Here is a 26,226-nt window from a genome sequence, read left to right as displayed (position 1 = left end):
CTCTATGTTAGTGCGCCACAAGGTAAAAAAAAAGCCGCTAACGCACAGTTAGCGGCTTCCGTTCAGTCGTTTCCCGATGACATTACGCGGTGGCGGTTTTGCTCGCTTTAGCGGTAGTGTCGTCGTCCTGAGTCATGCGGTTCAGTTTCGGCGCAGTCAGCATCATCAGCGCAGCGATGACCGCGGTGGCGATACCAATCTGCAGGAACACGTCGCCGTAGACATGCAGGGACTGCAGCGGATCGGTCACGTCAGATGGCACGGCCATCAGGTTCGCGATTTTACCGGCGATGATGGCAGCACCGGCAGTGGTCAGGAACCAGCTACCCATGATGAAGCCCATCAGACGCTGTGGAACCAGCTGTGCAACCATCGCGAGGCCCAGACCGGAGATCATCAGCTCACCGATAGACTGCAGCGCGTAGCTCAGGATCAGCCAGTTAACGGAGACGATACCCGCGTCGCTGGCGAACTTCGCACCCAGCGGCAGTACGAGGAACGCACCAGAGCACAGCACCATACCGACAGCAAACTTGTGCGGCATTGGCAGGCGGTCGCCCATCTTGTTGTAGATAGCAGCCAGAATCGGGCTACCAATCATGATCCAGAACGGGTTCAGGGCCTGGAACTGCTCAGGTTCGAACGCGATACCCAGGATAGAGTGCTCAACGTTACGGATCGCGAAGAAGTTCAGAGAAGTCGGCATCTGGCTGTAGAGCACGAAGAAGACAATGGCTTCAACCATCAGGATGAAGGCAACGATCATCTTACGGCGCGCGGCGCCCTGCATAGAGAAAGCTTCTTTCGCGAAGATGCAGACGATACCCAGCGCAACCACGCCCAGCACCGCACGTGCGATACCCTGGTTGTGCAGCAGCCAGGTCGCAATAGCAACCAGCACCACAACACCGACGATAGTTGCCAGCAGTTTGCCTTTCTGCACCGGGGCAAAGTCAGGTTTTGAACCGTAGTCTTTAACCCAGCTGCGGCAGAACAGGAAGTTCACCACGGTGATCAGCATACCGACGAAGCTCAGGGCAAACGCCACGCTCCAGCCGAATTTCGCTGCCAGCCACGGGGTTGCCAGCATAGAGAAGAAGGAACCGATGTTGATGGACATGTAGTACATGGTGAATGCACCGTCCAGACGTGGGTCATCTTTCTTATAGCAGGTAGAAAGCAGGGAGGACGGGTTCGCTTTGAACAGGCCGTTACCGACCGCGATGGTCGCCATACCCATATACACCACGCCGGCATCGTGACCGGACCATGCCACCAGACCATAACCGATAGCCAGAACGATGGCGCCCAGCAGGATGACACGTTTGGTACCCAGCACTTTATCGCCCAGCCAGCCGCCAATCGCGACCAGACCGTACACCAGAGCACTGAAGGAAGAGAACAGCGTGATGGAATCGGCTTCGGACATACCCAGTTGTTTAACCAGGTAAACCGCCATGATCCCTTGCAGACCGTAGTAACCAAAACGCTCCCACAGCTCAATAGAGAAAATGAGATAGAACGATTTCGGTTGTTTGAAAGCGTTAAGACTTACGCTCTCTTCAGCTGGTTTATTGTTTGCAGTAGACACATATACCTCTTTTTTTACATCCCATATTAACGGGGGTGTTCACAGCGTGATGACCGTAGTCCATCCGCTTTATAGTTATAGTGGGAGGGGAAACGGCGGGTAATGTTCACTATCCTGACCCATCTGGCAAGGTGTTTGTAATAGTCTGTTACATTTAACTCTTGCCCTATAATGCGCCAGAAACCTAAATGTTATTTAGCGTTAAATTTTACCGTTGCGTTGAAACTGGTTTTTTTCACTGTCAGTAAGGGGAAAAAATCGCCATGTGGCGATATGTTCTGCTGTAAAAGGTGTTAAGCAGTGATATGGCCTGCATTCTGAAAAATACCCGGACATATCTACGGGCATAAAGGGGATAATTCTTGATGCTGTAAGGCCTTGATAGCCTTTTTGACACATAAAATTAACAGCGTGTGAACAGGGTGATCGAGATCACATTTATATAGAAAATTTCGCTGACGAAAAAACAATTAACCTGTTTGATTGTTATATGGCCGCACAATGCGCGAAGCATGCACTTTAGCTCAGCTGGAAAAACTGCAAAAGGCGGGAGTAAAAGATAGTCATGCTTAGTGTAAGAGATTTACATCATGAAAAACCGTCGGATGACGGTTTCAGGCATCGGTTTTCTCTTTATATTCACAGAGATCTTCAATAATACAGGAGCCACAGCGGGGCTTGCGCGCAATGCAGGTGTAACGCCCGTGCAGGATCAGCCAGTGATGGCAGTCGACCTTAAATTCCGCCGGAACCACCTTCAGCAGCTTATCTTCAACCTGCTCCACGTTTTTGCCCGGGGCGAAATTCGTCCGGTTGCAGACGCGGAAGATGTGGGTATCCACGGCAATGGTCGGCCAGCCAAAGGCGGTATTCAGCACCACGTTGGCGGTTTTGCGGCCCACGCCGGGCAGGGCTTCCAGCGCGGCGCGATCTTCCGGTACTTCGCCGCCGTGCAGCTCAATCAGCATCCGGCAGGTTTTAATCACGTTCTCGGCTTTGCTGTTAAACAGGCCGATGGTCTTGATGTACGACTTTACCCCCTCGACGCCCAGCTCCAGCATCGCCTGGGGCGTGTTGGCTACGGGGTAGAGCTTGGCGGTGGCTTTGTTCACGCTCACGTCCGTAGCCTGCGCGGAGAGCAGGACCGCGATCAGCAGTTCAAACGGCGAGGTGAAGTTCAGTTCGGTCGTCGGGTGCGGGTTGTTATCCCGCAGGCGCTGCAAAATAGTTAAACGCTTCTCTTTGTTCATCAGGCCTTCTCAGGGATCCCTTCCTCTGCGCTGCGTGCAGCAGCGCGGCGTTTGCGTTTCTCATCAATCAGGTATTTCACCGCCAGCATCATGCCGAGGCCAATAAACGCGCCTGGAGGCAGCATCGCCAGCAGGAACGGCGTATCGGTGTGGAACACTTCAATGCGCAGGGCTTTGGCCCAGCCGCCCAGCAGCGCGTCCGCGCCGTCGAACAGGGTGCCGTTGCCGAGGATTTCGCGCATCGAGCCCAGCACGAACATCGCCCCGGTTGCCCCCATCCCGATGGCAAAGCCATCAAGGGCTGAAATCAGCGGATCGTTTTTCACCGCAAAGGCTTCGGCGCGTCCCACCACAATACAGTTGGTCACGATCAGCGGGATAAAAATCCCCAGCGACTGATAGAGGCCAAAGGCGTAGGCGTTGATCAGCATCTGCACGACGCTCACCACCGAGGCGATGATCATCACGTAGATCGGAATACGAATTTCTGACGGCGTCCAGCGGCGCAGGGCAGAGATCGACAGATTGGTCAGGGTCAGCACCAGCGTGGTGGCAAGGCCCAGACCCAGGGCGTTGGTGGCGGTCGAAGTGACGGCCAGCAGCGGACACATCCCCAGCAGCTGCACCAGGGCGGAGTTGTTCTTCCACAGCCCCTGGACAATAACCTCTTTAACCTGGCTCATGATCACTCCTCACAGGCGGGCAGATTGTTAATTTGCGCAGGCAGCGTTTGCGCGTAGACGCCCGCGCGCTTAACGGCATTCACCACCGCTCGCGGGGTAATGGTCGCACCGGTAAACTGATCGAATTCGCCGCCATCTTTTTTCACTGCAAACGCCGGATCGTCAATACCGTGGATGGTTTTACCAGCGAAATGCAAAATCCAGTCGCTTAAGCGGGTTTCGATTTTATCCCCAAGCCCTGGCGTTTCGTGATGCTGAGTCACGCGCGTGCCCAGCACGGTGCCGGAGAAATCGGTGCCGACCAGCAGCTGAATAGCGCCAGAGTAACCGTCCGGGGCCGTCGCTTCCATCACCACGCCGACCGGGGTATCGCCTTTACGGGCAATGTAAATACGGTGAGTGCCTTTGCCCAGCGCCGGAGCCTGAACAAGGTAGCAGCTCTTCTGCAGTTCGTTATCGTACAAATCGGCCGGAATAACCTGATCAAACAGCGCCTTCTGCTGACGAGCTGCCTGCTCATCAATGGTGGATTTGGTTAACCCGTTGACCAGCGCGGTCAGGCCAGTCAGCACCGCTGCGAAGATCGCCAGCGTCACGCCGTGTTTTTGCATCGTTTTTAACATGACGTATTCCTTAGCGATGGCCGTACACGCGCGGACGAGTGTAGTAGTCGATGAGCGGGACGGTAATGTTCGCCAGCAGCACGGCGAAGGCCACGCCGTCCGGGTAACCGCCAAAGCTGCGGATCAGCCATACCAGCAGACCGGCCAGCGCACCAAAAATCAGGCGACCACGGTTCGTGGTGGAGGCCGTCACCGGGTCGGTCAGAATAAAGAACGCACCCAGCATGGTGGCACCAGAGAGCAGATGGATCTGCGGCGAAGCCAGCGACTCAGGCGAGAACGCCCAGCCCAGCCCGGAACAGACCGCCAGAGTGACCAGGAAGCTCACCGGGATATGCCAGCGGATCGCTTTCTGCCACAGCAGAAACAGCCCGCCCGCCAGATAAGCGAGGTTAACCCACTGCCAGCCTGCGCCCGCCAGCACGCCGCTGTAAATCGGGTACTGCAGGATCTGCTCCACGCTATGACCCGCGTGCAGGGAGGTTTTGAAGGTATCGAGCGGTGTTGCCTGGCTGATACCATCCACGCCCATGCGCAGGCTGTTCATATCAGCGCCGCTGGCGGTATGGCCAGAGAAGATCACCTGCACGGCATCCATAAAACCTGGCACCGTTGCGGCGATGTCATGCGGCGGCAGCCAACTGGTCATCTGCACCGGGAAGGAGATCAGCAGCACCACGTAGCCAATCATCGCCGGGTTAAAGGGGTTGTGCCCCAGGCCGCCATACAGCTGCTTGGCGATGATCACCGCAAATACGGTGCCGAGCACCACCATCCACCAGGGGGCGAAGGGGGGAATACTGATAGCCAGCAGCAGACCGGTAAGCAGGGCGGAGTTGTCCGCCAGAATTTTGCTTACCGCCATTTTACGCAGCTTAAGCACCAGCGCTTCAGCCGCCAGGGCGCTGACACAGCCGAGGATAATTTGCAGCAGCGTACCCCAGCCGAAAAACCAGAACTGAACGGCAATGCCCGGCAGCGCGGCCAGGCAAACCAGCATCATAATGCGCGATGTCTGGCGCTGGTTATGGGTATAAGGGGAGCTTGCGATTCTGAAAACCATTTAATCCTCGTTAACTGCCTGCTGTGCGGCTTTCTTCGCCTGGACGCGCGCGATGGCGGCAGCAACTGCCGCCTTGCGTGGATCGTCATTGGCTGCCGGTTCTTCTTCCTGCTGCGCCGCCTTGCGTGCTTTGGCACGAGCGATGGCCGCCTCGACCGCGGCTTTACGCGGATCGACAGGGGATTTTTCTTCCGGGGTCGTTTCCGGCTGCGCCGCTTTACGGGCTTTCGCACGGGCAATCGCCGCTTCGACCGCGGCTTTGCGCGGGTCGACCGGCGTCTGTTCGATCTGAATGTCGTCCGGCTGCGCCGCTTTGCGGGCTTTCGCGCGGGCAATCGCCGCTTCGACCGCGGCTTTACGTGGATCGACCGGAGCCGGTTCGGCCTGGCTTTCTTCCGGCTGGGCCGCTTTGCGGGCTTTGGCGCGGGCAATCGCCGCTTCCACCGCCGCTTTACGCGGATCGGCTTCCGGCTGCGCTGCGGCTGCCTGGGCTTTTTCTGCCTGCCGCGCCCGGGCCTCGGCTTTACGCGCTTCGCGGGCGGCAATCATCTCGCTGTTATCCGGGCGCTGACCTGCCGGGATCACTACATCTTCGGTAGCGGTGGCTTTCTTCTCGCGCACGCGGGCCAGGGCGGCGTTGATGGCGTCCTGATCTTTCGCCGCAGGCTGAACCGCGGCTTTCTTGTGGCGCTCCTCGCGGGCGGCTTTCTCACGCTCAAGACGCTGCTGGCGCGCTTCAAAACGTGCTTTGGCTTCGGCAGCACGCTTCTCTTCCTGGGCGATGGCGTAAATTTCGGCTTTCTCGACGCGGAAATACTGCACCAGCGGAATATTGCTCGGACAAACCCAGGCGCAGGCACCGCACTCGATACAGTCGGCCAGGTTGTGGGATTTTGCTTTGTCGTGGATCTGCCCTTTGCTGTACCAGTACAGCTGCTGGGGCAGCAGATCTGCCGGACAGGCGTCGGCGCAGGCACTACAGCGAATGCAGCCTTTCTCTTCCTGCTCTTCGCCCATTTCGCTGGCGGACGGTGCAAGCAGGCAGTTGGTAATTTTCACGACCGGGACATCGAGCCACGGCAGGGTAAAGCCCATCAGCGGCCCGCCCATGATCACCATCTGCTCAGCGCTCGGGCAGAAACCGGCCTGATCGAGCAGGTGGCGGACAGGAGTGCCGAGACGCGCCCAGACGTTGCCCGGACGGCTGACGGCTTCACCGGTGAGGGTGACGACGCGCTCGGTGAGCGGTTCGCCGTCAATGACCGCACGTTTCACGGCATAGGCGGTGCCGACGTTCTGCATCAGCACGCCGATATCAGACGAACGACCGCCGTGGGGAACCTGCTTGCCGGTTAAGATCTGGGTCAGCTGCTTCGCACCGCCGGAAGGGTATTTGGTCGGGATGACGCGCAGGCTGATGTCGTGGCTACCTGCCAGCACCGCACGCAGCATGGAGATGGCCTGCGGCTTGTTATCTTCGATGCCGATCAGGACTTCCTGCGGCTGCAGAATGTGCGCGAGGATACGAATACCCTCGACGATCTGCGCCGCGCAGTCCTGCATCAGACGATCGTCCGCCGTAATGTAGGGTTCGCACTCGGCGGCGTTGATGATCAGGGTCTTAATCTTATCGCCGCCGCCCTGCAGTTTGTTGCCGGTCGGGAAGCCTGCGCCGCCCAGACCGGCGACGCCGGACTGATGGATGCGGGCGATCAGTTCTTCCCGGCTGTGGCTGCGGTAGTCGCTCCAGCCGTCGCGCTCGATCCAGCGATCTTCGCCATCGGCTTCAATCACGATGCACATTTCAGACAGCGCGGAAGGGTGGGCCACCGTATGGGGGGCAATCGCCACCACGGTGCCGGAGGTCGGGGCATGTACAGGCAGCATACGCCCGCGCCCGAAGGTCAGGGGCTGGCCGCGTAACACGCTGTCGCCAGGCTTCACGCACAGCTCACCCTCAGCGCCGATGTGCTGTTTCAGGGGGATAATAAAACGGTTGGCCAGCGGGATCTGGCGCAGCGGCGTGCCGCTGGACTGGGTTTTCATCTCCGGCGGGTGAATACCGCCGTCGAAATCCCAGATCTTCTCTTTTCTGAAGGCAGAAAATAACTTAAGCATGTTGTTCCACAGGAATAATGCGCACCGGAATGGTCTGAAGATCCCATTTCCAGCTGTCAGTTGTGGTTGCTACCGGGCGTAACTCAATGCACTGGGTCGGGCAGGGGGCAACACAGAGGTTACAGCCGGTACACAGATCTTCCATCACGGTATGCATGGCGCGCGTGGCGCCCACGATGGCATCCACCGGGCAGGCCTGAATACATTTGGTGCAGCCGATGCAGTTGGGCTCATCAATCACCGCCAGCATGCGCACCGGCTCCTGGGCGCTCTCGTCACCGTCGACCGGCTGGGGTTCCACGTTCAGCAGTCCGGCAATTTTGAGCATTACCGCTTCGCCGCCAGGGGCACAGCGGTTAATTTTCTCGCCGCCGGTGCCCACCGCCTCGGCGTAAGGGCGACAGCCAGGGTAGCCGCACTGCCCGCACTGGCTTTGCGGCAGCAGCTCATCAATTTTTTCGACAACCGGATCGTCCTCTACCGCAAAGCGGCGTGAGGCGTAACCGAGAATAACGCCAAACAGCAGTCCCAGAACGCCGAGGACAGCAATGGCAATCCAGATTGCATTCATTACAGCTTCACCAGACCACTAAAGCCCATAAAGGCCAGAGACATAAGACCGGCGGTAACCAGCGCGATGGCGTTACCGCGAAACGGTGCCGGGATATCGGCCGCCACCAGGCGTTCGCGGATCGCCGCAAACAGCACCATCACCAGCGAGAAGCCGACCGCGGCGGAAAAGCCGTACAGCGCCGACTGCAGGAAATTGTGCCCAAGGTTAATGTTGAGCAGCGCCACGCCGAGCACCGCACAGTTGGTGGTGATCAGCGGCAGGAAGATGCCGAGCAGGCGGTAGAGCGCCGGGCTGGTTTTACGCACCACCATTTCGGTGAACTGCACCACCACAGCGATAACCAGAATAAAGGCCAGCGTGCGCAGATAGGTCAGACCAAGGGGGATTAAGATCCAGGTATCTACCCACCAGGCGCAGATCGAGGCCAGGGTCAGCACGAAGGTGGTTGCCAGCCCCATCCCCATCGCCGTTTCCAGCTTTTTGGAGACGCCCATAAACGGGCACAGGCCAAGGAACTTCACGAGAACGAAGTTGTTTACCAGCACCGTGCCGACAAAGAGCAGTAAGTAATCGGTCATTATTTAGCCTGACATAAAAAAGCCGCCTATTATCGGATAAACCGCCGCAGGCGACAACAGGTTAACTGTAAGGTTATTACGGGTTCACAAAGGTGTTCTTCACGCGTGCCGAGCGCTTAAAGTAGGGCACAAACAGCGCGGTCACCAGCAGTGGGAAGAGAAGTTGTCTCAGCGCCAGCGCATCGGATACCGGCGAAAAAGCGAAGGCCTTCACGGCCAGCAATACGGAGACAAGCAGCCAGATAATATAGTGCTTAGGCACACTGCGGCGGCGTTTGAAAAACGCAATGGTCAGCCACAGCGTGTAGTACCACATGGCAATCGCGAAGGCGAAGGAAATAAACCACATGACAATAGCAGTCGTATTTTGCGCACCAAGCGTCTTTAACGCGTGCGGCGTAATTAACGCAGTAGAGTAAAGTACCAGGGCCAGCGAGGCACTTAATAATGCAACCAGCAGCCAGGCAAGCGGAGCAAGTAACCAGCCGCCAATTGTTTCTCCAGCCGTAGTGGTCATGTTCTCTCCCGAAGTCATTAAAGCGCGAACCGCAAATTAGCAGGGGCGAGAGTATATAACATTTCCGGGGAATGAGTATCCTTTTAGAGCACGTAACGCCACACTGACTTAGGCACTTCGCCGACGTTGAACAGGCGTCCACCAGAGACCAGCTCTGCGCGACGGTGATCGGCGGCGCGGTACATGCTGATAATCTCCTGATTATCATTCAGGGTATAATTCAGGTGATCAAAGAGCTTTTCCAGACTTTCAAGGGAATTAATTTTGCGAAACTTTAATAAATAGTCCTGAACTGTCATTTTAATAATTTTCCATATACGAGTGAGTAATACCAAAGGAGTAATTCGGTCGAATAATAAACGGTTCAAATAAGACGTAAACATTTTGCAGAAACGCATCGGCAAAATTAAGAATATTCTTTGCTGACGAAATCAGGCGTCGGCCGACGCCTGGCGAAGAAGGGTAACGCTGTTCATGACGGCTGGCAATAAGCAACTGACATCATATGTCACTATTTTTGATCAGTGCATGAGGCTTGGCTTGATTGACCGTATTCACCGGTTCTGGCGGCTGGTAGTTATCAATATGGCTGGCAATGCCCAGCAATATCACCGACACGCCCAGCACAATCCACCCTGCTAACTCGATAATTCGATTAATTATTGTCGTCATGATTCGTTATTTGTTTTATCCATAAATACAGATCCAGAATTTTACAGCGCGCTATGCCTTCCGGCAAGCGCTTTGCATTGATGTTTTACGATTGTATTCAGCGAGTTATAAATGTTAATCAGAAATTACTGATTGCTTGTGTTGCTTTAAAGCGAGGAGTGCCAGATTAATCTATTGTGAGGTGAGAAGAGATAGTGTGAAATATGAGTGTCAAAAGATGAGAGGCGATTTCATGAGCGACAAAATCCGTGTTGGATTAATAGGTTATGGTTATGCGAGTAAAACGTTTCACGCCCCGCTGATTGATGGCACTCCGGGGATGGAGCTGGCAGCAATTTCCAGCAGCGATGCGACAAAAGTCCACGCCGACTGGCCAAACGTGCCGGTGGTTTCCGAGCCGAAGCATCTTTTTAACGATCCGACTATCGATCTGATCGTCATCCCGACGCCGAACGACACCCACTTCCCGCTGGCGAAAGCGGCCCTGGAAGCAGGCAAGCATGTGGTCGTGGATAAACCGTTCACCGTGACGTTGTCACAGGCGCGCGAGCTGGATGCGCTGGCGAAAAGCCTGGGTAAACTGCTCTCCGTGTTCCACAACCGTCGTTGGGACAGCGATTTCCTCACCGTTAAGGCATTGATTGCCGACGGCTCCCTCGGAGAAGTGGCATTCTTTGAATCCCATTTCGACCGTTTCCGTCCCCAGGTGCGTAACCGCTGGCGTGAGCAGGCGGGCCCGGGCAGCGGCATCTGGTACGATCTGGCTCCGCATCTTCTCGACCAGGCCGTCAACCTGTTCGGACTGCCGGTGAGCCTTAATGTCGATCTCGCCCAGCTGCGCCCTGGTGCGCAGGCGACGGACTATTTCCATGCGGTGCTGAGCTACCCGCAGCGTCGCGTTGTGCTGCACGGCACCATGGTGGCCGCGGCGGAATCCGCGCGTTACATCGTCCACGGCACCCGCGGCAGCTATGTGAAGTTTGGTCTCGACCCGCAGGAAGATCGTCTGAAGAACGGCGAACGTCTGCCGCAGGAGGACTGGGGTTACGACATGCGTGATGGTGTGCTGACCCGCGTCGAAGGCGAAGAACTCGTGGAAGAGACCTGGCTGACGCTGCCGGGCAACTATCCGGCCTATTACGCCGGTATTCGCGATGCGCTGAACGGCGACGGGGAAAACCCGGTTCCGGCCAGTCAGGCGATTCAGATTATGGAGCTGATTGAGCTGGGTATCGAGTCGGCGAAACATCGCGCGACTCTCTGTCTGGCATAAAAAACAACGCCCGGCAGTGCCGGGCGTTTTCTTATCCGCGTGCGACCTTGTCGCGCAGCGCCTGCTTCTCGGCCGGCGTTAAAAATGCCATCTCCAGCCCGTTGATCTGCGCCTGGCGGATCTGCTCCCGGCTCAATCCTGCCAGCGAGGCAGCCACGTTGTACTCATGAATGATATCCACACCCTGAACCGCCGGATCGTCGGTGTTCAAGGACGCCAGTACCCCATGCTCGAGGAGGGTTTTCAGCGGATGGTGCGCCAGCGTCGCCACGGTGCTGGTCTGAATGTTGGAGGTTAAACAGGATTCGATCCCGATGCGCTGTTCGGCGAGGAAATCCATCAGAGCCCTGTCTTCCACCGCCTTCACGCCGTGACCGATTCGCTCGGCACCCAGCTCACGAATAGCCTGCCAGATGCTCTCCGGGCCCGCCGCTTCACCGGCATGCACGGTGATGTGCCAGCCAGCATCACGGGCGCGGTTGAAGTGGGAAAGGAACAGGCTGCCCGGGAAGCCCAGCTCATCGCCGGCCAGATCCACCGCGGTAATACCGTCCCGGTGCGCCAGCAGGGCTTCAAGCTCCTGCAGGCAGGCGGCTTCGCCGAAGGTGCGGCTCATGATCCCGATCAGACGCGCTTCAACGTTAAAGGTTTGGCACCCTTCGCGAACCCCTGCGATCACCGCTTCTACCACACCGTCGACCGGCAAGTTATGGGTCATCGCCATATAGCCTGGGGAGAAACGCAGCTCGACGTAGTGCAGACCGTTGCGCGCGGCATCTTCGATATTTTCAAAGGCGACGCGACGGCAGGCGTCCAGCGAGGCGAGAACTTTTACCCCCCAGTCGAGTTTGCTCAAAAAGCTGACCAGATCCGGCTCGTTTTCCGTAACCTGCACATGGGGGATCAGTGTCTCCAGGGTTTGTGCGGGCAGGGTTAAATTATACTGACGACCAAGGTCCAGAATGGTCTGGGCGCGGATGTTGCCGTCAAGGTGGCGGTGAACGTCAGTTAGCGGGAGGGTGGTATCAATCATGGTCGCACTCTTTATTAGTAGAAGTGCGACACATTATAAAAACAAAACCGATGATAAAGCTATTTGCGCAAGATAAATATCCGTTGCGCAACAAAATCACCGCAGGGCGTTGATCCCGGCAATCAGGCGTTCGACGCCTTGCTCCAGCTTGCTGCGCGGGCATCCGGCGTTAAGGCGGATAAAACCGTTACCCTCTTCGCCGTAAATATAGCCCGGCATAATCGCCACCTTTTGCTGCTCAATCAGCACCTTTTGCAGCGCCTTGTCATCAATGTTGAGCGGGCGGAGATCGACCCACGCCAGATAGGTCGCTTCCGGCGGCTGCCAGTTTAACGCGGGGAAGGCGGCGTTGAGCCTGTCGGCAACATACTGCAAGTTGGCCTCCAGATACCCGCGCAGCGCATCCAGCCAGGCCTCACCCTGCTCATAAGCGGCAATGTGCGCCACCAGTGCCAGCACCGACGGCGAAGAGAGCCCGTCGCGCCCCTTCAGCGCCTGTAAATACGCCGTGCGGCTGGCCTCGTCGCCAATAAGCCCGTAAGCCCCGGTAAGGGCAGGAATGTTAAAGCTCTTGGAGCCCGAGGTCAGCAGGGCCCATTTGCTGCGCGCCACCTCGCACCACGGGGTATGCCGGTGGTTGCCCAAGACCATATCCATATGGATCTCATCGCTGATCACCGCTACGCCGTGACGCGCGCACAGATCCGCCATGGTGTTCAGCTCATCCCGGGTCCAGACCTTGCCGGTGGGGTTGTGCGGGCTGCAAAGCAGTAAAACAGTGTTCTGCGGCTGGGCCAGCACCGCTTCCAGTTCCGCCATGTCGCACTGCCATCCCGCAGGCGTTTTATGCAGGCCAACGGAGACCACCTGACGCTGATTGCCCGCCACGGCATTGTAAAACGCGTCGTAGGCCGGGGTGTGGATCACCACGCCGTCGCCGGGCGCTGACCACTGGCGGATCAGCTCCGACACCATATAGATCACCGACGGGCCGTAGACGATGGCGTTGGTGTCGATGGTGCTGTTAAAGCGCTGGCGGAACCAGTGTGCCACCGCGGCAAGGAATTCGTCGTTTTTCCAGCGGCTGTAGCCAAACACCCCGTGGCCGATGCGCGATTGCATGGCCTCGATGATGCAGGGGGCGGTGGCGAAGTCCATATCCGAGATGGTAAAGGGCAGCAGATCGGCGGCGCCGAAGCGGTCCGCAATGTAATCCCACTGGGTACACCAGGTGCCGTGACGATCCACGACGGCTGAAAAATCAAACATAACGTGTCCTTAAAAGAAAACCCCCTCAGGTGAGGGGGCTGAGGCATCAGGCTTCTACTGTTCGCATCAGGGTCGCCAGCTCATCTTTCACTGACTGTACCTGCGGGCCGATCACCACCTGCAAATTGTGCTGGTTAAGCTGCACTACGCCGATGGCGCGGTTGGCCTTCAGGGCGTTGGTATCCACTTTGGACATATCCGCCACCGACAGACGCAGACGGGTGATGCAGTTGTCCAGCGAGGTAATATTATCCGCACCGCCCAGCGCCGCGAGGATTGCCGGGGTATTGTAGCCGGATTTGCCGGTGACGCCTGCCACGGCCTGTTCCACGCTTGCCGCGTTATCAATATCGCGTCCCGGCGTTTTCAGGTTAAAGCGGGTGATGGCGAAGCGGAAGATGCCGTAGTACACCGCAAACCAGATAGCGGCCACTACCGGTACCAGATACCACTTGGTCGACAGGCCATGAAGAATACCGAACACCACGAAGTCGATCACGTTGCCGTCGGTGTTGCCGATGGTAACGCCCAGCACCGCCATGGTGGTGAAGCCCAGACCGGTCAGCACGGCGTGAATCAGATACAGCACCGGTGCCACGAACAGGAACAGGAACTCGATCGGCTCGGTGGTGCCGCCTACCACGCAGGCGATAACGCCGGAGATCAGCAGGCCTTTAATCTTATGACGGTTTTCCGGACGGGCGCAGTGGTACATTGCCAGCGCCGCACCCGGCAGGCCGCCGAGGAAGGCAGGCATTTTACCCTGGGAGAGGAAGCGGGTGGCGCTCTCCGAGAAGCCGTGGGTGGTCGGGCAGCTCAGCTGCGCCTGGAAGATGGTCAGCGCGCCGCTCACATCGTGACCGCATACATCCATGGTGCCGCCCGCTTCGGTGAAGCGGATCAGGGCGACAAGAATATGCTGGAGTCCAAACGGCAGCAGCAGGCGTTCCCCGGTGCCGAAGATCATCGGACCGAAATCCCCCGCGCTGTTAATGATACGGCCAATGCCGGTAATGCCCATGGCAAAGACAGGCCAAATCAGCGGAATGATCAGACCAAACAGACCCATTACCACGAGGGTGATAATCGGCACAAAGCGGGTACCGCCGAAGAAGGCCAGCGCGTCCGGCAGGCGGATATTGTGGAAACGCTCGTGCAGCATCCAGATAATCACCCCTGCGATCACCGCTCCGAGGATCCCGGTATCAATAGACTGAATACCAATTACGCTCTGAATGTTGTTGGCTTTGAGCACCGCCGCGTCGGTGGTCGGCAGAATACCTTTCGCGGTCAGCCAGAAGTTGACCGCCAGGTTCATCACCGCATAGCCAACGAAGCCGGCAAACGCCGCCACGCCTTTGTTCTCGCGCGCCAGCCCCAGCGGGATAGCGATACAGAACATCACCGGCAGGAAGCTAAAGGCAAAGGAGCCGACCTTGCTCATCCAGATGAAGATCGCCTGCAGCACGGGGTTCCCCAGCGCCGGGATCAGGGTAACGACATCGTGACTGCTGAGCGAACTGCCGATCCCCAGCATGATCCCGCAGAAGGAGAGCAGAGCCACGGGCAGCATAAAGGTTTTACCCAGTTGCTGGAAAAACTCCCACAGCGAGATTTTTTGTGCTGCTTTCGCCGTCATAAAACGACTCCTTTATTGTTAAAATAAGTTTACCTGTCTCAGTGCTGCGAGAAGATAAAACGTTTTATCAAAGTTTAGTGCGCGCTAAATCACATTCTCAGGCTTTGGCAGAGAGTATAAAGATAACGTATTGATAAAACGTTTTAGCGATCTCATTATCAGGGAGTCACGCCACCACATGGCTGTAGCGAAAAAGATCACCATCAACGACGTCGCGCTGGCGGCGGGGGTTTCCGTCAGCACGGTTTCACTGGTTCTGAGCGGTAAAGGACGCATCTCTCCCGCAACGGGCCAGCGCGTCAACGAGGCGGTTGAGCAACTCGGTTTTGTCCGCAACCGCCAGGCATCCGCCCTGCGGGGTGGGCAAAGCGGGGTGATTGGCCTGATCGTCCGCGACCTCACGTCGCCGTTTTATGCTGAGCTCACCGCAGGCCTGACGGAAGCGCTGGAAGCCCAGGGGCGGATGGTCTTTTTGCTGGCCGGCGGGCGCGAGGCCGACCAGCTGCTCCAGCGTCTCGACATGCTGCTGACGCAAGGGGTGGATGGCGTGATTGTCGCCGGAGCCTCCGGGGTGAGTAATGAGCTGTGCGAGCGGGCCGCACAGAAGGGCGTTCCGCTGGTGTTTGCCTCCCGCGCCAGCTATCTGGACGAAGCGGATACCCTGCGCCCGGACAACATGCAGGCGGCACAAATGCTGACCGAACATCTTATTCATCGCGGCCATCAGCGCATTGCCTGGCTGGGCGGGCAAAGCTCGTCCCTGACCCGCGCCGAACGGGTGGGCGGCTACTGCGCGACCTTGATTAAATACGGGCTGCCGTTCCACAGCGAGTGGGTGGTGGAGTGCGGCTCCAGCCAGAAGCAGGCGGCAGAGGCGATAAATGCACTGCTGCGCGCCAGCCCGACCATCAGCGCCGTGATCTGCTACAACGACGTCATCGCCATGGGGGCCTGGTTTGGCCTGATCCGTGCCGGACGGCAAAGTGGGGAAGGCGGAGTTGAAACTTTCTTTGGTCATCAGGTGGCGCTCGGCGCCTTTGCGGATGTGTCAGAGAACGCGCTGGACGATCTGCCCATCGTCTGGGCGACCACGCCCGCGCGCGAAATGGGCTACACCCTGGCAGACCGCATTATGCAGCGCATCGAGAAATCCGACGTGCAGGCCGGGCACCAGATCGTTTCAGCCCGGCTGGTGACGGTGAAATAGCGTTACGCTTATGGCGTGAGCGGGTTAATCGCCAGCCGCGCCTCAAGGGCTTCAACAAACTTACGTACCTTCACCGGGATCAGTCGCGACGTCGGGTAGACGGCCCAGACGGCCAGGGCCTCCGGTTGGGCATCCTCCAGTACAATCCGCTCAAGCTGGCCCTGCGCCAGGGCGGGCTCAACGTACCAGCGGGAGAGGTTGGCGATGCCCATTCCCCCCAGACACGCCTCAAAGATCGCCTCAATGGAGTTCGCCGAAAATCGCCCGGATACCTTCTGTTTGCTGCGCTGCCCGCTCTCGTCAAACGTCCAGTGGGTAGTATCGGAGGTGGTTAAGCAGCTGTGCGTCGCCAGATCGCTGAGGGTTTTCGGATAGCCGTTCGCCGCCAGATACTCAGCGCTGGCGCACAAATCGCGGGGATTATCACAGAGGCGATGCGCCACCAGACGGTTGTCCCGCAGCGGGGCGATACGTAACGCCACGTCGATTCCTCTGGCGACAATATCAACCTGCTCATCGGTGGCGAGCAGATCCACCTGCAGGGCAGGATGCTGGCGCATAAAGTCGGGCAGCATCGGGGCGATGATCTTCCGCCCAAACGCGGCCGAGGCGGTGATGCGCAGCCGCCCGGTAAGGTGGGTGCCGTCAGGAAACAGATCGGCAAGAGCATTGGTTTTGTCCTCCAGCAGCGCCTGGGCATGGGGCAAAAATACCGCGCCGTCGCTGGTGGGGGAAAGGGAGCGCGTGGTGCGATGCACCAGCCTTACCCCAAGCTCCGCCTCCAGATTATTGAGGCACCGCGAAGCCGCCATGGCGCTCATCGACAGCCGACGCGCGGCGCCCGCCAGACTGCCCGCTTTGATCGCTTCCACGAACACTTCTACCTCTTCCAGTCTCATTATCTCGATTCTCGTTATGCTGGCCTATCAAATTACACATCTACACTAATTGTCGTTATAGCGCCATAGTCACTTCACATTCAGATTAACGGTGAATTCGGAGTGAAGATGAAAAAGATGACCGCAGTTTTAGCCCTCAGCAGCCTGTTTGTGGCCAGCGCCGTCCTGGCTGATGCGCCCGCCCAGATTAAACAGCAGGTGCCGGGATATTACCGCCTGGCTGTCGGAGCCTATGAAGTCACGGCGCTGTTCGACGGCTACAACGATCTCTCGCCCTCCTTATTAAAAGGGCTGTCGGCCAGCAAAATACGCGAGCTGCTGGCGCAACATAAGATTGATGCCGAGCGCATGCCCACCTCATTCAACGCTTTTCTGATCAATACCGGGAAACATCTGGTGATGATTGACAGCGGGGCGGGCCACTGTGTACCGCAAACCGCCGGACAGCTGATCCCCAATATGACGGCGTCCGGGTATCGCCCCGAGCAGGTTGACACCATCTTCCTGACCCACCTTCACCTGGACCATGTGTGCGGTCTGAGCGATGCCGCCGGTAAAGCGCTGTTCCCCAATGCCACGGTTTACGTGCCGCAGGGGGAAGCCGACTACTGGCTGGATCCGGCGAAAGAAGCCAGTGCCCCGGCGAATGCGAAGGAGTATTTCGCCATCGCCCGGGACGCCCTGGCAGCCTATAAAGCGGCCGGACTGCTGAAAACCTTTGTGCCGCCCGCCTCGCCCATTCCGGAGGTCCAGACCGCCTATGCCATTGGCCATACCCCTGGCAGCACCCTCTACCGCTTTGCCTCAGAAGGGAAGGCCGTTAACTTCATTGGCGATCTGATCCATGCGCCCGCCGTGCAGTTCCCGCACCCTGAAGTGACGATTCGCTTTGACGTAGACGCGAAGAAAGCCTCCGCGTCCCGTGAAAAAGAATTTAACGCCCTGGCGAAAGATGGCGAGTGGCTGGCGGCGGCGCATCTGGCCTTCCCGGGGATCGGCCAGCTCTCCACAATCCCGCAGGGTTACAGCTGGAATCCGGCGAACTACGGCCCCTGGCAGCGTGCGGCCGATGTACCACTGCTGAAATAAGGCGAGGGAATAAAGATGAAAAGTTATACCGTTATGGCAAACGGCATCCGTCAGTTTGTGGTTGAGGAGGGCGAAGGCGCCCCGGTTATCCTGCTGCACGGTTTTCCGGAAACCAATTACGCCTGGCGCTATCAGATCCCCGTTCTGTCAAAACACTACCGGGTAATCGCTCCGGATTTGCGTGGCTACGGGGAAACCGATAAACCTGCCTCCGGCTACGATAAACGCAATATGGCGCGGGATATTCGGGAGCTGATGCGCGCGCTGGGGCTGGAAAAAGTGGTGCTGGTGGGGCACGACCGTGGGGCGCGGGTCGCAACCCGCTTTGCGAAAGATTATCCGGAGCTGGTGGACCGTCTGGTGGTGATGGATAACGTTCCGACGCGTATCGTTGCGCGCGATTTAAATGCCTCCATCGCCCGGGCGTACTGGTTCTTCCTGTTCCACCTGGTGCCCGATCTGCCGGAAGCCCTGATTGCCGGTCGGGAGCATATCTGGCTGCGTCACTTCTTCTCGGACTGGACCTTTGATCCCTCAACCATCAGCGGCGAGGCATTTGATACCTATGTCCGGGCGTATCAGGCCCCCGGAGCCGTGCGCGGGGCCATGGCGGATTATCGCGCTAACGCGGAGGATGTGGCGCAGGATCTTGCCGACGCTGACGTCAAAATTGCCTGCCCGGTGATGTCGCTGTGGGGCAATGATTTCCACGCCGTCGGAAAGCTGTTCGATATGCAAAGCGTCTGGGCGGAAATGGCGGACGATCTCAGGGCGTATGCCATTGAGGAGTGCGGTCATCTGCCGCAGGAAGAGCAGCCGGAGAAGGTCAATGCCCTGCTGCTGGATTTCCTTACCGGCTGGAAAGGATAAGCGGCAATAAAAAACCCCTCCGAAGAGGGGTTAAACCGTTACTGCTGAGGAACAGCAGGTGCTGCCGGAGCGGCCGGAGCTGGCGGTACTGCTGGTGCCGCAGGCTCGGCCGGTGGCGCCAGGTTCAGGGCCGGTACGCCGAACATGCCAACGAACTCCTCCAGCGGCATTTTCTGACCGTTCAGCGTCACCTGACCATTGCTGTACTGCAGGCTGGTGCTGATGACGTTATCTTCCACGGTGGTGATGCGGAACATCTGTCCCATCGCCGCCAGGCCTTTCACCTGCTGGCTGGCCAGCTTCCCGGCGTCATCCTCGTTGTAGCCTTCCAGCTTCGCAATCTGGGTCATGAACTCGGTCGCCATGTCCATTGGGATGGTCAGCTTGCTCTCCAGCGATTTCACGCTGCGATCCACTTCCTGGGCCAGGGTCTGGGCTTCACCCGTCGCGGTGGCCGGATCTTTCATGAAGAGCGAGAGGTTAAAGTTGGTTTCGCCTTTGCTGTTTTTCCAGCTCAGCGGGGCGAGAGTGATTACCGGCTCGCCTTTAAGCAGGATCGGCAGATTGCCGAAGAACGCCTCGGCCACTTTCTGCTGGTAGAGCGCCGGGTTATTGGTCATCAGTTCTTTATCCGCCAGCAGCGCCTGGCTCTGGGCGCGGTACTGTTGGCTGAACTGGTGCCACGCCTGACCGTCGATATTGCCGATTTTCAGCGTCAGCTTGCCGGTACCCAGGTCCTGATTCTGCACTTTCAGGCTCTTCAGGCTGTAATCCAGCTGGCTGTTGATGCTCTTGCCATCTTTAGACAGATCCGCAGTCGCTTTCAGATCCGTGCCTTCCAGCACCGCCATCTCTTTGCCTTCGATGGCGATAGCCATTTTATCCAGGGTCAGTTTCTGATCGCCGATGCGTTCGTCAAAGCTGGTCAGACGGCTGTTGCCATCGATGTTCAGGTTATTGAAGGTCAGCTGGACTTTCTGATCGTACTCGTTCACCGCGTGGACCAGGCCGCTTGCCGCTTCGCCTTTCAGCGTGACGTTTTTGCCGTCGCGATCGGCATCAAGCTGGAAGTTGCCGCCGCTGAACGCCACTTTCTCGTCGCCATTCTCGTAATTCAGCGCTTTCAGGGCGATATCGGAACGGGTATCACCGGCATAGCTGATGCGGGTATTGATTTCGAACGGCGACTCATTCTTAGCCAGATCGAACAGCGGCTTAGAGGCTTCGTTGTTGACCAGGGTCGATTTCACCGAGGCCATAGAAGGGATCAGGTTGAACTTTTTCAGCTGGGCCAGCGGGAACGGGCCGTGGTCAACCTCTTCGTTCAGCACCAGGCTTTGACCCGGCTGCAGCCACGGATTTGTGCTGCCAGCAACCGGCTTAACGACCATCTGCAAATGGCTGCTGAACACGCCGCGCTGATAATCCTGATAGCTCAGCTCCAGCCCGGCTTCCGGTGCGGTACGCTTAAGCTCACCGTTCGCCTGCGCCACCATCTCTGACAGACGACTCTCCAGCTGTTTCCCTGTGTACCAGGCCGCGCCCGTCCAGACCAGCCCTAAAGCAACAATAACGCCTGCAGCTACAACCGATTTTTTCATCGTGATTATCCCTAAAATGAAACCGAGCGGTGAAAACCGCCCGGTGAGGTCATAAGATTACCAATAGCTTAGCAATAATTGTTAAAAAATTCAGCGGTTCACTAAAGCTTGTTGAAAACCCGCGCCAGACGACCCACGCCGCTGACGCTGACCGGAGAGTCATTCGCCGCAATAAAGGCTGACTCGCCAGGCTTCAGCACCAGGCGCTCGTCACCCTTGCTCAGCACGGCTTCGCCCTCAACGCAGAACAGAATGGCCGCGCTCTGCTGGGCGATACGGGTCTCGTCGCTGCCGAGGTCATGCAGCGAGAAAGCAAAGTCATCCACCGGGATCGGGAAGTCCAGCTCTGCGCCGTTTTTCACCGGTTGGGTAAGCAACTCAGCGGCCGGTTTGGCGACGAATTTGACGTTAGCCACCAGTTCAGGAATGTCGATGTATTTTGGCGTCAGCCCCGCACGCAGGACGTTATCGGAGTTCGCCATCACCTCCAGTGCCACGCCTTTAAGATAGGCGTGCGGCGTTTCGGCAAACAGGAACATCGCTTCGCCCGGCTCCAGTTTCACCACGTTCAGCAGCAGCGGAGAGAAGAGACCGCTGTCGTCCGGGTAAAATTCTGAAATGACGCGAATAGTCTCCCAGGGTTCCCCTTTCTGGCTGTTGAGGGCCGCTTTCAGCACCGCCAGGGCGCGAGATTTTTCGTCGCCCTGCATATTGAGCAGGCTGGCGAAGAGGTGGCTCAGGCGATCGGCATCCGGTTTTTCGAGGAAGTGGGCGATGGCGCTGTGCGCCCCGGCGACCGGCTGCAGCAGGGAGACGATCTCAGAGAACTCGCGGAAGGCGTTCATTGCCAGGAACGGAGTCAGGGCAAAAACCAGTTCCGGTTTGTGGTTGGGATCTTTGTAGTTACGCTCGGCGGCATCCAGCGGAATACCGGCCGCGTTCTCTTTCGCAAAGCCCTCTTCGGAGGCCTGCTTGTTCGGGTGAACCTGAATGGAGAGCGGTTGATCGGCGCAAAGCACCTTGAAGAGGAATGGCAGTTCGCCAAAACGTTCGGCGACGGCACCGCCCAACAGCGTGGTTTTATCGGCATCAATAACCTCACGCAGGGAACGCACGCCCCGGGCATCTTCAATTTTTGAGCTGCTCTTCGGGTGCGCCCCCATCCACAATTCTGCCATCGGCAGGTTGTCCGGGTTGGCGATACCGTAGAGATCCGTTAACGCAGTTTTACTTCCCCAGGCGTAGTTCTGCACTGAGTTGATGAGTTTTTGCATTATCAAGCCCTGTTTCATATGTGGAATTATCTGCCCGTATTAAAGCAATAAACCGCACGGATGTAACCTGCGCGCGGAAAAAGTCGTACTAGTCTCAGTTTTTGTTAAAAAATTGTGTAGGATAGGCTAACTCGCTTTTAAGCAGGGCAGCGGAACATCTGCTCTAAATAAACAGACCGAAGCAGTAAGTGAGAGATCAATGTCGAATAAACCCTTCCATTACCAGGATCCTTTCCCGCTGGCCAAGGATCAGACCGAATATTACCTGTTAACCCGCGACCATGTTTCTGTCTCCGAGTTTGAAGGACAGGAGATCCTGAAAGTTGAGCCGCAGGCGCTGACCTTGCTGGCGCAGCAGGCTTTCCACGACGCCTCGTTTATGCTGCGCCCGGCGCACCAGCAGCAGGTCGCGGATATCCTCAGCGATCCGCAGGCCAGTGAAAACGACAAGTACGTGGCCCTGCAGTTCCTGCGTAACTCCGATATCGCGGCGAAAGGCATTCTGCCGACCTGCCAGGATACCGGCACCGCGATTATTACCGGTAAAAAAGGCCAGCGCGTCTGGACCGGCGGCGGCGATGAAGCTGCCCTGGCGCGCGGCGTGTACAACACCTATATCGAAGACAACCTGCGCTATTCGCAAAACGCCGCGCTGGATATGTACAAAGAGGTCAATACCGGCACTAACCTGCCCGCGCAGATCGACCTCTACAGCGTGGATGGCGACGAATACAAATTCCTGTGCATCGCCAAGGGTGGCGGTTCCGCCAACAAAACCTACCTCTATCAGGAGACCAAAGCGCTCCTGACTCCAGGCAAGCTGAAGAACTACCTGGTGGAGAAGATGCGCACCCTCGGCACCGCCGCCTGTCCGCCGTACCATATTGCGTTTGTCATCGGTGGCACCTCGGCAGAAAGCACCCTCAAAACCGTGAAGCTGGCCTCCACCAAATACTACGATGGCCTGCCGACCGAAGGTAACGAGCACGGCCAGGCGTTCCGCGACGTACAGCTGGAGCAGGAGCTGCTGGTGGAAGCGCAGAACCTCGGCCTCGGCGCGCAGTTCGGCGGCAAATATTTCGCCCACGACATTCGCGTGATCCGTCTCCCGCGTCACGGCGCATCCTGCCCGGTGGGCATGGGCGTCTCCTGCTCGGCGGACCGCAACATCAAAGCCAAAATCAACCGCGACGGGATCTGGATTGAAAAGCTGGAAAACAACCCGGGCAAGTATATCCCTGAAGAGCTGCGTAAAGCGGGCGAGGGCGAGGCGGTACACGTTGACCTGAACCGTCCGATGAACGAGATCCTGGCCCAGCTTTCGCAGTACCCGGTCTCTACCCGTCTGTCGCTGAACGGCACCATCATCGTGGGCCGCGATATCGCCCACGCGAAGCTGAAAGAGCGTCTGGATAACGGCGAAGGGCTGCCGCAGTACGTTAAGGATCACCCGATCTACTACGCAGGCCCGGCCAAAACGCCGGACGGTTATGCGTCTGGCTCCCTGGGCCCGACCACAGCCGGTCGTATGGACTCCTACGTCGACCAGCTGCAGGCCAACGGCGGCAGCATGATCATGCTGGCGAAGGGCAACCGCAGCCAGCAGGTGACCGACGCCTGCCACAAACACGGCGGCTTCTACCTCGGCAGTATCGGCGGCCCGGCCGCGGTGCTGGCGCAGGGCAGTATCAAGAGCCTGGAGTGCGTTGAGTACCCGGAGCTGGGTATGGAGGCTATCTGGAAAATCGAAGTGGAAGACTTCCCGGCGTTTATCCTTGTGGATGACAAAGGTAACGACTTCTTCAAGCAAATCCAGTCGTCCCAGTGTTCGGCGTGCGTGAAGTAGTTTGAAAAACCTGCCGGGTGGCGGCTTCGCCTTACCCGGCCTACTGAACATGTAGGCCGGGTAAGCGCAGCGCCACCTGGCACAAGCCCGGCAACAAAAAGAGCGCACAAAGCGCCATACCCTTTTCCCGATCTCATCAATACTTGTTTCTTTGAGCTGTGAGCTACCCACTTCGTTGTTATCAAGGAGAAAGTATGACCACCTCACGCAGTGAGAAAGATTCGATGGGTGCCATCGACGTCCCCCAGGACAAACTCTGGGGCGCACAAACCCAGCGTTCGCTGGAACATTTCCGTATCTCCACTGAAAAAATGCCGGTCTCGTTGATCCAGGCCCTGGCGCTGACCAAACGCGCTGCGGCGAAGGTCAACCAGGATTTAGGCCTGCTGGCGGCGGAAAAAGCCACCGCCATCATCACCGCCGCCGATGAAGTGCTGGCCGGTAAACATCCCGACGAGTTCCCGCTCGCCATCTGGCAGACCGGCTCCGGCACCCAAAGCAACATGAACATGAACGAGGTGCTGGCGAACCGTGGGAGTGAACTGCTCGGCGGGGTGCGCGGCATGGAGCGCAAGATCCACCCGAATGACGACGTCAACAAAAGCCAGAGCTCCAACGACGTCTTCCCGACGGCGATGCACGTGGCAGCGCTGATCGCCCTGCGCGAGCAGCTGATCCCACAGCTGAACGTGCTGAAGCAGACCCTCCACGACAAATCCCAGGCCTTTGCCGATATCGTCAAAATTGGCCGTACCCATCTGCAGGATGCCACGCCGCTGACCCTCGGCCAGGAGATTTCCGGCTGGGTAGCGATGCTCGAGCACAACCTGCGGCACATCGACCACAGCCTGCCGCATCTGGCGGAGCTGGCGCTGGGCGGTACGGCGGTGGGGACCGGGCTTAACACCCATCCCGAGTACGCGGTGCGCGTGGCAAAAGAGCTGGCCTCCATCACCGGGCAGCCGTTTGTCACCGCACCGAATAAGTTCGAAGCGCTGGCCACCTGTGATGCGCTGGTGCATGCCCACGGGGCGCTGAAAGGGCTGGCGGCCTCGCTGATGAAAATCGCCAACGACGTGCGCTGGCTGGCCTCCGGCCCGCGCTGCGGCATCGGCGAGATCAGCATCCCCGAGAATGAGCCGGGCAGCTCCATCATGCCGGGTAAGGTCAACCCGACCCAATGCGAAGCCATGACCATGCTCTGCTGTCAGGTGATGGGCAACGACGTGGCGGTGAATATGGGCGGCGCGTCGGGCAACTTTGAGCTTAACGTCTACCGTCCGATGGTCATCCATAACTTCCTGCAGTCGGTGCGTCTGCTGGCTGACGGGATGGAGAGCTTTAACGAGCACTGCGCGGTGGGCATTGAGCCTAACCGCGAGCGCATCAGCCAGCTGCTCAATGAGTCGCTAATGCTGGTGACGGCGCTCAACACCCACATCGGCTACGACAAGGCGGCAGAAATCGCCAAAAAAGCGCACAAAGAGGGGCTGACCCTGAAAGCCTCCGCGCTGGCGCTGGGGTATCTCACCGAGGCCGAGTTCGACAGCTGGGTTCGCCCACAAGAGATGGTCGGCAGCCTGAAATAGTCACTCCGCCACGTACAGGTGCAGCCGCGGAATGATTAAGCGCAGCGGCTGCGCCTGGGGTTTATAACGATGCTGAACGTTGTCAGCATCGTAATTCAGCAGCTCGCCGATATCCGGGATCACCGCCCCCTGATCCGCATCGTACAGGGCGATCAGCGGCGTCGGGCAGGCGTACTGCACCTGCTTTTGCTGCCCGGTATACCAGACGCGGGCAATGGGCTGCACCTTTACCGGCCGTTTGATCTTGAGCCGGGCATCCGCGGGCAGCGCGTGGATGGCGGTGTACTCCGCTTCCAGACGTTCAACCCACTGATCCCGCGACCAGGGCGCCTGGGCGCGCGGCGATTTCAGGCTTTTCTCCAGCATCTCCAGCACCTCCTCCCGGGTGAAATTTTTGATGATGTGCTTGTTGGCCCAGCCGAAGCGCAGGGTGGCGGGGTGATTAATGACCGTCAGCGTGCGATAAGCGTTAAGGGTAATCAATCCCGGCAACTGATGGTGCACCCACTCGAAACGGGCGGCAGGGGCGAGGCCCGACTCTTCGGTTACGATTTTTTCAAATTCTGCTTTTAAGGCGTTAATGCTGGCGATGCGGGCGGTGAGTTGCTCCCGGTGCGCGGCATCGCTTTGCAGGCAGATCACCCCCGGCAGGCGCACGGCGGCTTTGCTGCTGCGGGTCTCGGATTGCTGCTGAATGAACAGATGCCGATAGTGCTGGAGGGCCATCGTCAGCGCCTCCTGACCGAGATGCTGCTTCACCGCGATGGCGTTGAGCGGATCGTGCTCGGCGCCTTTGGCGACGTCCGGCAGGGAGAAGACGCGCCCGGCCAGCAACCGGCAGGCCTGGAGTTCGGGCGTTAATTCCGCCAGCTCGTGCTCCATCTGGCGGAAGGTGGAGTTTAAGCGTTCGATCAAATCGTAAGTAGCCATTGCACACCATAATAGTTACAACATACTGAATTTATAGC

24 protein-coding genes are annotated in these 26,226 nt (G+C 58.1%); 6 read left to right on the top strand and 18 right to left on the bottom strand.

Going from position 1 to position 26,226, the window contains the following annotated elements; genetic code table 11:
- Positions 1-82 precede the first annotated feature (82 nt).
- The 11 genes from dtpA to blr form a co-directional block, all read right to left on the bottom strand.
- Complete coding sequence (gene dtpA / locus K5I40_RS07055) at positions 83-1,591, bottom strand: dipeptide/tripeptide permease DtpA (RefSeq protein WP_039029159.1); 1,509 nt, start codon at positions 1,589-1,591, stop codon at positions 83-85.
- Between the two features lie 614 nt (positions 1,592-2,205).
- Positions 2,206-2,841, bottom strand: coding sequence for an endonuclease III (nth, locus tag K5I40_RS07050; RefSeq protein ID WP_039029160.1), 636 nt, complete (start codon positions 2,839-2,841; stop codon positions 2,206-2,208).
- The gene (locus tag K5I40_RS07045) at positions 2,841-3,524 is read right to left on the bottom strand and encodes an electron transport complex subunit E (protein ID WP_039029161.1); all 684 of its coding nucleotides are present in this window, start codon (positions 3,522-3,524) and stop codon (positions 2,841-2,843) included. The genes nth and K5I40_RS07045 overlap by 1 nt, the downstream gene beginning before the upstream one ends.
- A 2-nt stretch (positions 3,525-3,526) precedes the next feature.
- Positions 3,527-4,147, bottom strand: a complete 621-nt coding sequence (gene rsxG, locus K5I40_RS07040; RefSeq protein WP_223074170.1) for an electron transport complex subunit RsxG — start codon at positions 4,145-4,147, stop codon at positions 3,527-3,529.
- Between the two features lie 10 nt (positions 4,148-4,157).
- Positions 4,158-5,210: an electron transport complex subunit RsxD gene (gene rsxD / locus K5I40_RS07035; protein WP_039029163.1), complete on the bottom strand. Its 1,053-nt coding sequence runs from the start codon at positions 5,208-5,210 to the stop codon at positions 4,158-4,160.
- The gene (gene rsxC / locus K5I40_RS07030; RefSeq protein ID WP_223074169.1) at positions 5,211-7,328 is read right to left on the bottom strand and encodes an electron transport complex subunit RsxC; all 2,118 of its coding nucleotides are present in this window, start codon (positions 7,326-7,328) and stop codon (positions 5,211-5,213) included. It abuts the gene before it with no gap.
- Positions 7,321-7,899 carry an electron transport complex subunit RsxB gene (rsxB, locus tag K5I40_RS07025; protein ID WP_039029165.1) on the bottom strand — a complete coding sequence of 193 codons (579 nt, stop codon included), beginning with the start codon at positions 7,897-7,899 and terminating at the stop codon, positions 7,321-7,323. The genes rsxC and rsxB overlap by 8 nt, the downstream gene beginning before the upstream one ends.
- On the bottom strand, positions 7,899-8,480 hold the full coding sequence (gene rsxA / locus K5I40_RS07020) for an electron transport complex subunit RsxA (RefSeq protein ID WP_039029166.1): 582 nt from the start codon (positions 8,478-8,480) through the stop codon (positions 7,899-7,901). The genes rsxB and rsxA overlap by 1 nt, the downstream gene beginning before the upstream one ends.
- A 76-nt stretch (positions 8,481-8,556) precedes the next feature.
- Positions 8,557-8,997 carry a DUF2569 domain-containing protein gene (locus K5I40_RS07015; protein ID WP_223074168.1) on the bottom strand — a complete coding sequence of 147 codons (441 nt, stop codon included), beginning with the start codon at positions 8,995-8,997 and terminating at the stop codon, positions 8,557-8,559.
- Between the two features lie 83 nt (positions 8,998-9,080).
- On the bottom strand, positions 9,081-9,296 hold the full coding sequence (ydgT, locus tag K5I40_RS07010; protein WP_039029168.1) for a transcription modulator YdgT: 216 nt from the start codon (positions 9,294-9,296) through the stop codon (positions 9,081-9,083).
- 202 nt (positions 9,297-9,498) lie between these two features.
- Entirely contained in the window at positions 9,499-9,657 is a 159-nt protein-coding gene (gene blr / locus K5I40_RS07005) for a division septum protein Blr (protein WP_171029932.1), read from the bottom strand.
- Between the two features lie 244 nt (positions 9,658-9,901).
- On the opposite strand from blr, the gene K5I40_RS07000 reads away from it, so the two are divergent.
- Positions 9,902-10,942: an oxidoreductase gene (locus K5I40_RS07000; protein ID WP_138368844.1), complete on the top strand. Its 1,041-nt coding sequence runs from the start codon at positions 9,902-9,904 to the stop codon at positions 10,940-10,942.
- A gap of 31 nt (positions 10,943-10,973) precedes the next feature.
- On the opposite strand, the gene add is transcribed toward K5I40_RS07000, so the two are convergent.
- The 3 genes from add to malX all read right to left on the bottom strand — a co-directional run bounded on the left by add (position 10,974) and on the right by malX (position 14,883).
- Positions 10,974-11,975, bottom strand: a complete 1,002-nt coding sequence (add, locus tag K5I40_RS06995) for an adenosine deaminase (protein ID WP_223074167.1) — start codon at positions 11,973-11,975, stop codon at positions 10,974-10,976.
- A gap of 96 nt (positions 11,976-12,071) precedes the next feature.
- Entirely contained in the window at positions 12,072-13,244 is a 1,173-nt protein-coding gene (locus K5I40_RS06990) for a MalY/PatB family protein (RefSeq protein WP_223074166.1), read from the bottom strand.
- 46 nt (positions 13,245-13,290) lie between these two features.
- Positions 13,291-14,883 carry a maltose/glucose-specific PTS transporter subunit IIBC gene (gene malX, locus K5I40_RS06985; RefSeq protein WP_138368847.1) on the bottom strand — a complete coding sequence of 531 codons (1,593 nt, stop codon included), beginning with the start codon at positions 14,881-14,883 and terminating at the stop codon, positions 13,291-13,293.
- Between the two features lie 178 nt (positions 14,884-15,061).
- Here malX and K5I40_RS06980 point away from each other — a divergent pair, with 178 nt between their 5' ends.
- Positions 15,062-16,090 carry a Mal regulon transcriptional regulator MalI gene (locus K5I40_RS06980; RefSeq protein ID WP_039029174.1) on the top strand — a complete coding sequence of 343 codons (1,029 nt, stop codon included), beginning with the start codon at positions 15,062-15,064 and terminating at the stop codon, positions 16,088-16,090.
- Positions 16,091-16,098: 8 nt separating this feature from the next.
- Here K5I40_RS06980 and K5I40_RS06975 read toward each other — a convergent pair whose 3' ends face one another.
- Positions 16,099-16,989, bottom strand: a complete 891-nt coding sequence (locus K5I40_RS06975) for a LysR family transcriptional regulator (protein ID WP_223074165.1) — start codon at positions 16,987-16,989, stop codon at positions 16,099-16,101.
- A gap of 117 nt (positions 16,990-17,106) precedes the next feature.
- Between K5I40_RS06975 and K5I40_RS06970 the strand changes: the two genes are divergently transcribed.
- Positions 17,107-18,078, top strand: a complete 972-nt coding sequence (locus tag K5I40_RS06970) for an MBL fold metallo-hydrolase (protein WP_251929573.1) — start codon at positions 17,107-17,109, stop codon at positions 18,076-18,078.
- A 15-nt stretch (positions 18,079-18,093) separates the two neighbouring features.
- Entirely contained in the window at positions 18,094-18,948 is an 855-nt protein-coding gene (locus tag K5I40_RS06965; protein WP_223074163.1) for an alpha/beta fold hydrolase, read from the top strand.
- A 38-nt stretch (positions 18,949-18,986) separates the two neighbouring features.
- Here the strand turns inward: K5I40_RS06965 and K5I40_RS06960 are convergent, their stop codons facing one another.
- Both K5I40_RS06960 and manA read right to left on the bottom strand, forming a co-directional pair.
- Complete coding sequence (locus K5I40_RS06960) at positions 18,987-20,549, bottom strand: YdgA family protein (RefSeq protein WP_138368850.1); 1,563 nt, start codon at positions 20,547-20,549, stop codon at positions 18,987-18,989.
- 101 nt (positions 20,550-20,650) lie between these two features.
- Positions 20,651-21,823 carry a mannose-6-phosphate isomerase gene (gene manA / locus K5I40_RS06955; RefSeq protein WP_039029179.1) on the bottom strand — a complete coding sequence of 391 codons (1,173 nt, stop codon included), beginning with the start codon at positions 21,821-21,823 and terminating at the stop codon, positions 20,651-20,653.
- 199 nt (positions 21,824-22,022) lie between these two features.
- On the opposite strand from manA, the gene fumA reads away from it, so the two are divergent.
- Both fumA and fumC read left to right on the top strand, forming a co-directional pair.
- Entirely contained in the window at positions 22,023-23,669 is a 1,647-nt protein-coding gene (gene fumA, locus K5I40_RS06950) for a class I fumarate hydratase FumA (protein ID WP_223074162.1), read from the top strand.
- A 194-nt stretch (positions 23,670-23,863) separates the two neighbouring features.
- On the top strand, positions 23,864-25,258 hold the full coding sequence (fumC, locus tag K5I40_RS06945; protein WP_138368852.1) for a class II fumarate hydratase: 1,395 nt from the start codon (positions 23,864-23,866) through the stop codon (positions 25,256-25,258).
- Here the strand turns inward: fumC and tus are convergent, their stop codons facing one another.
- Positions 25,259-26,188 (bottom strand): DNA replication terminus site-binding protein, encoded by a 930-nt coding sequence (tus, locus tag K5I40_RS06940; protein ID WP_223074161.1) that lies wholly within the window; start codon positions 26,186-26,188, stop codon positions 25,259-25,261.
- Positions 26,189-26,226: the final 38 nt, after the last annotated feature.

Source organism: Leclercia sp. LTM14 (genome assembly GCF_023736175.1).
Classification (GTDB): Bacteria; Pseudomonadota; Gammaproteobacteria; order Enterobacterales; family Enterobacteriaceae; genus Enterobacter; species Enterobacter barmai.
The sequence above is the reverse complement of the archived record's forward strand: the minus strand, read 5'-3'. Positions and strand labels throughout refer to the sequence as shown.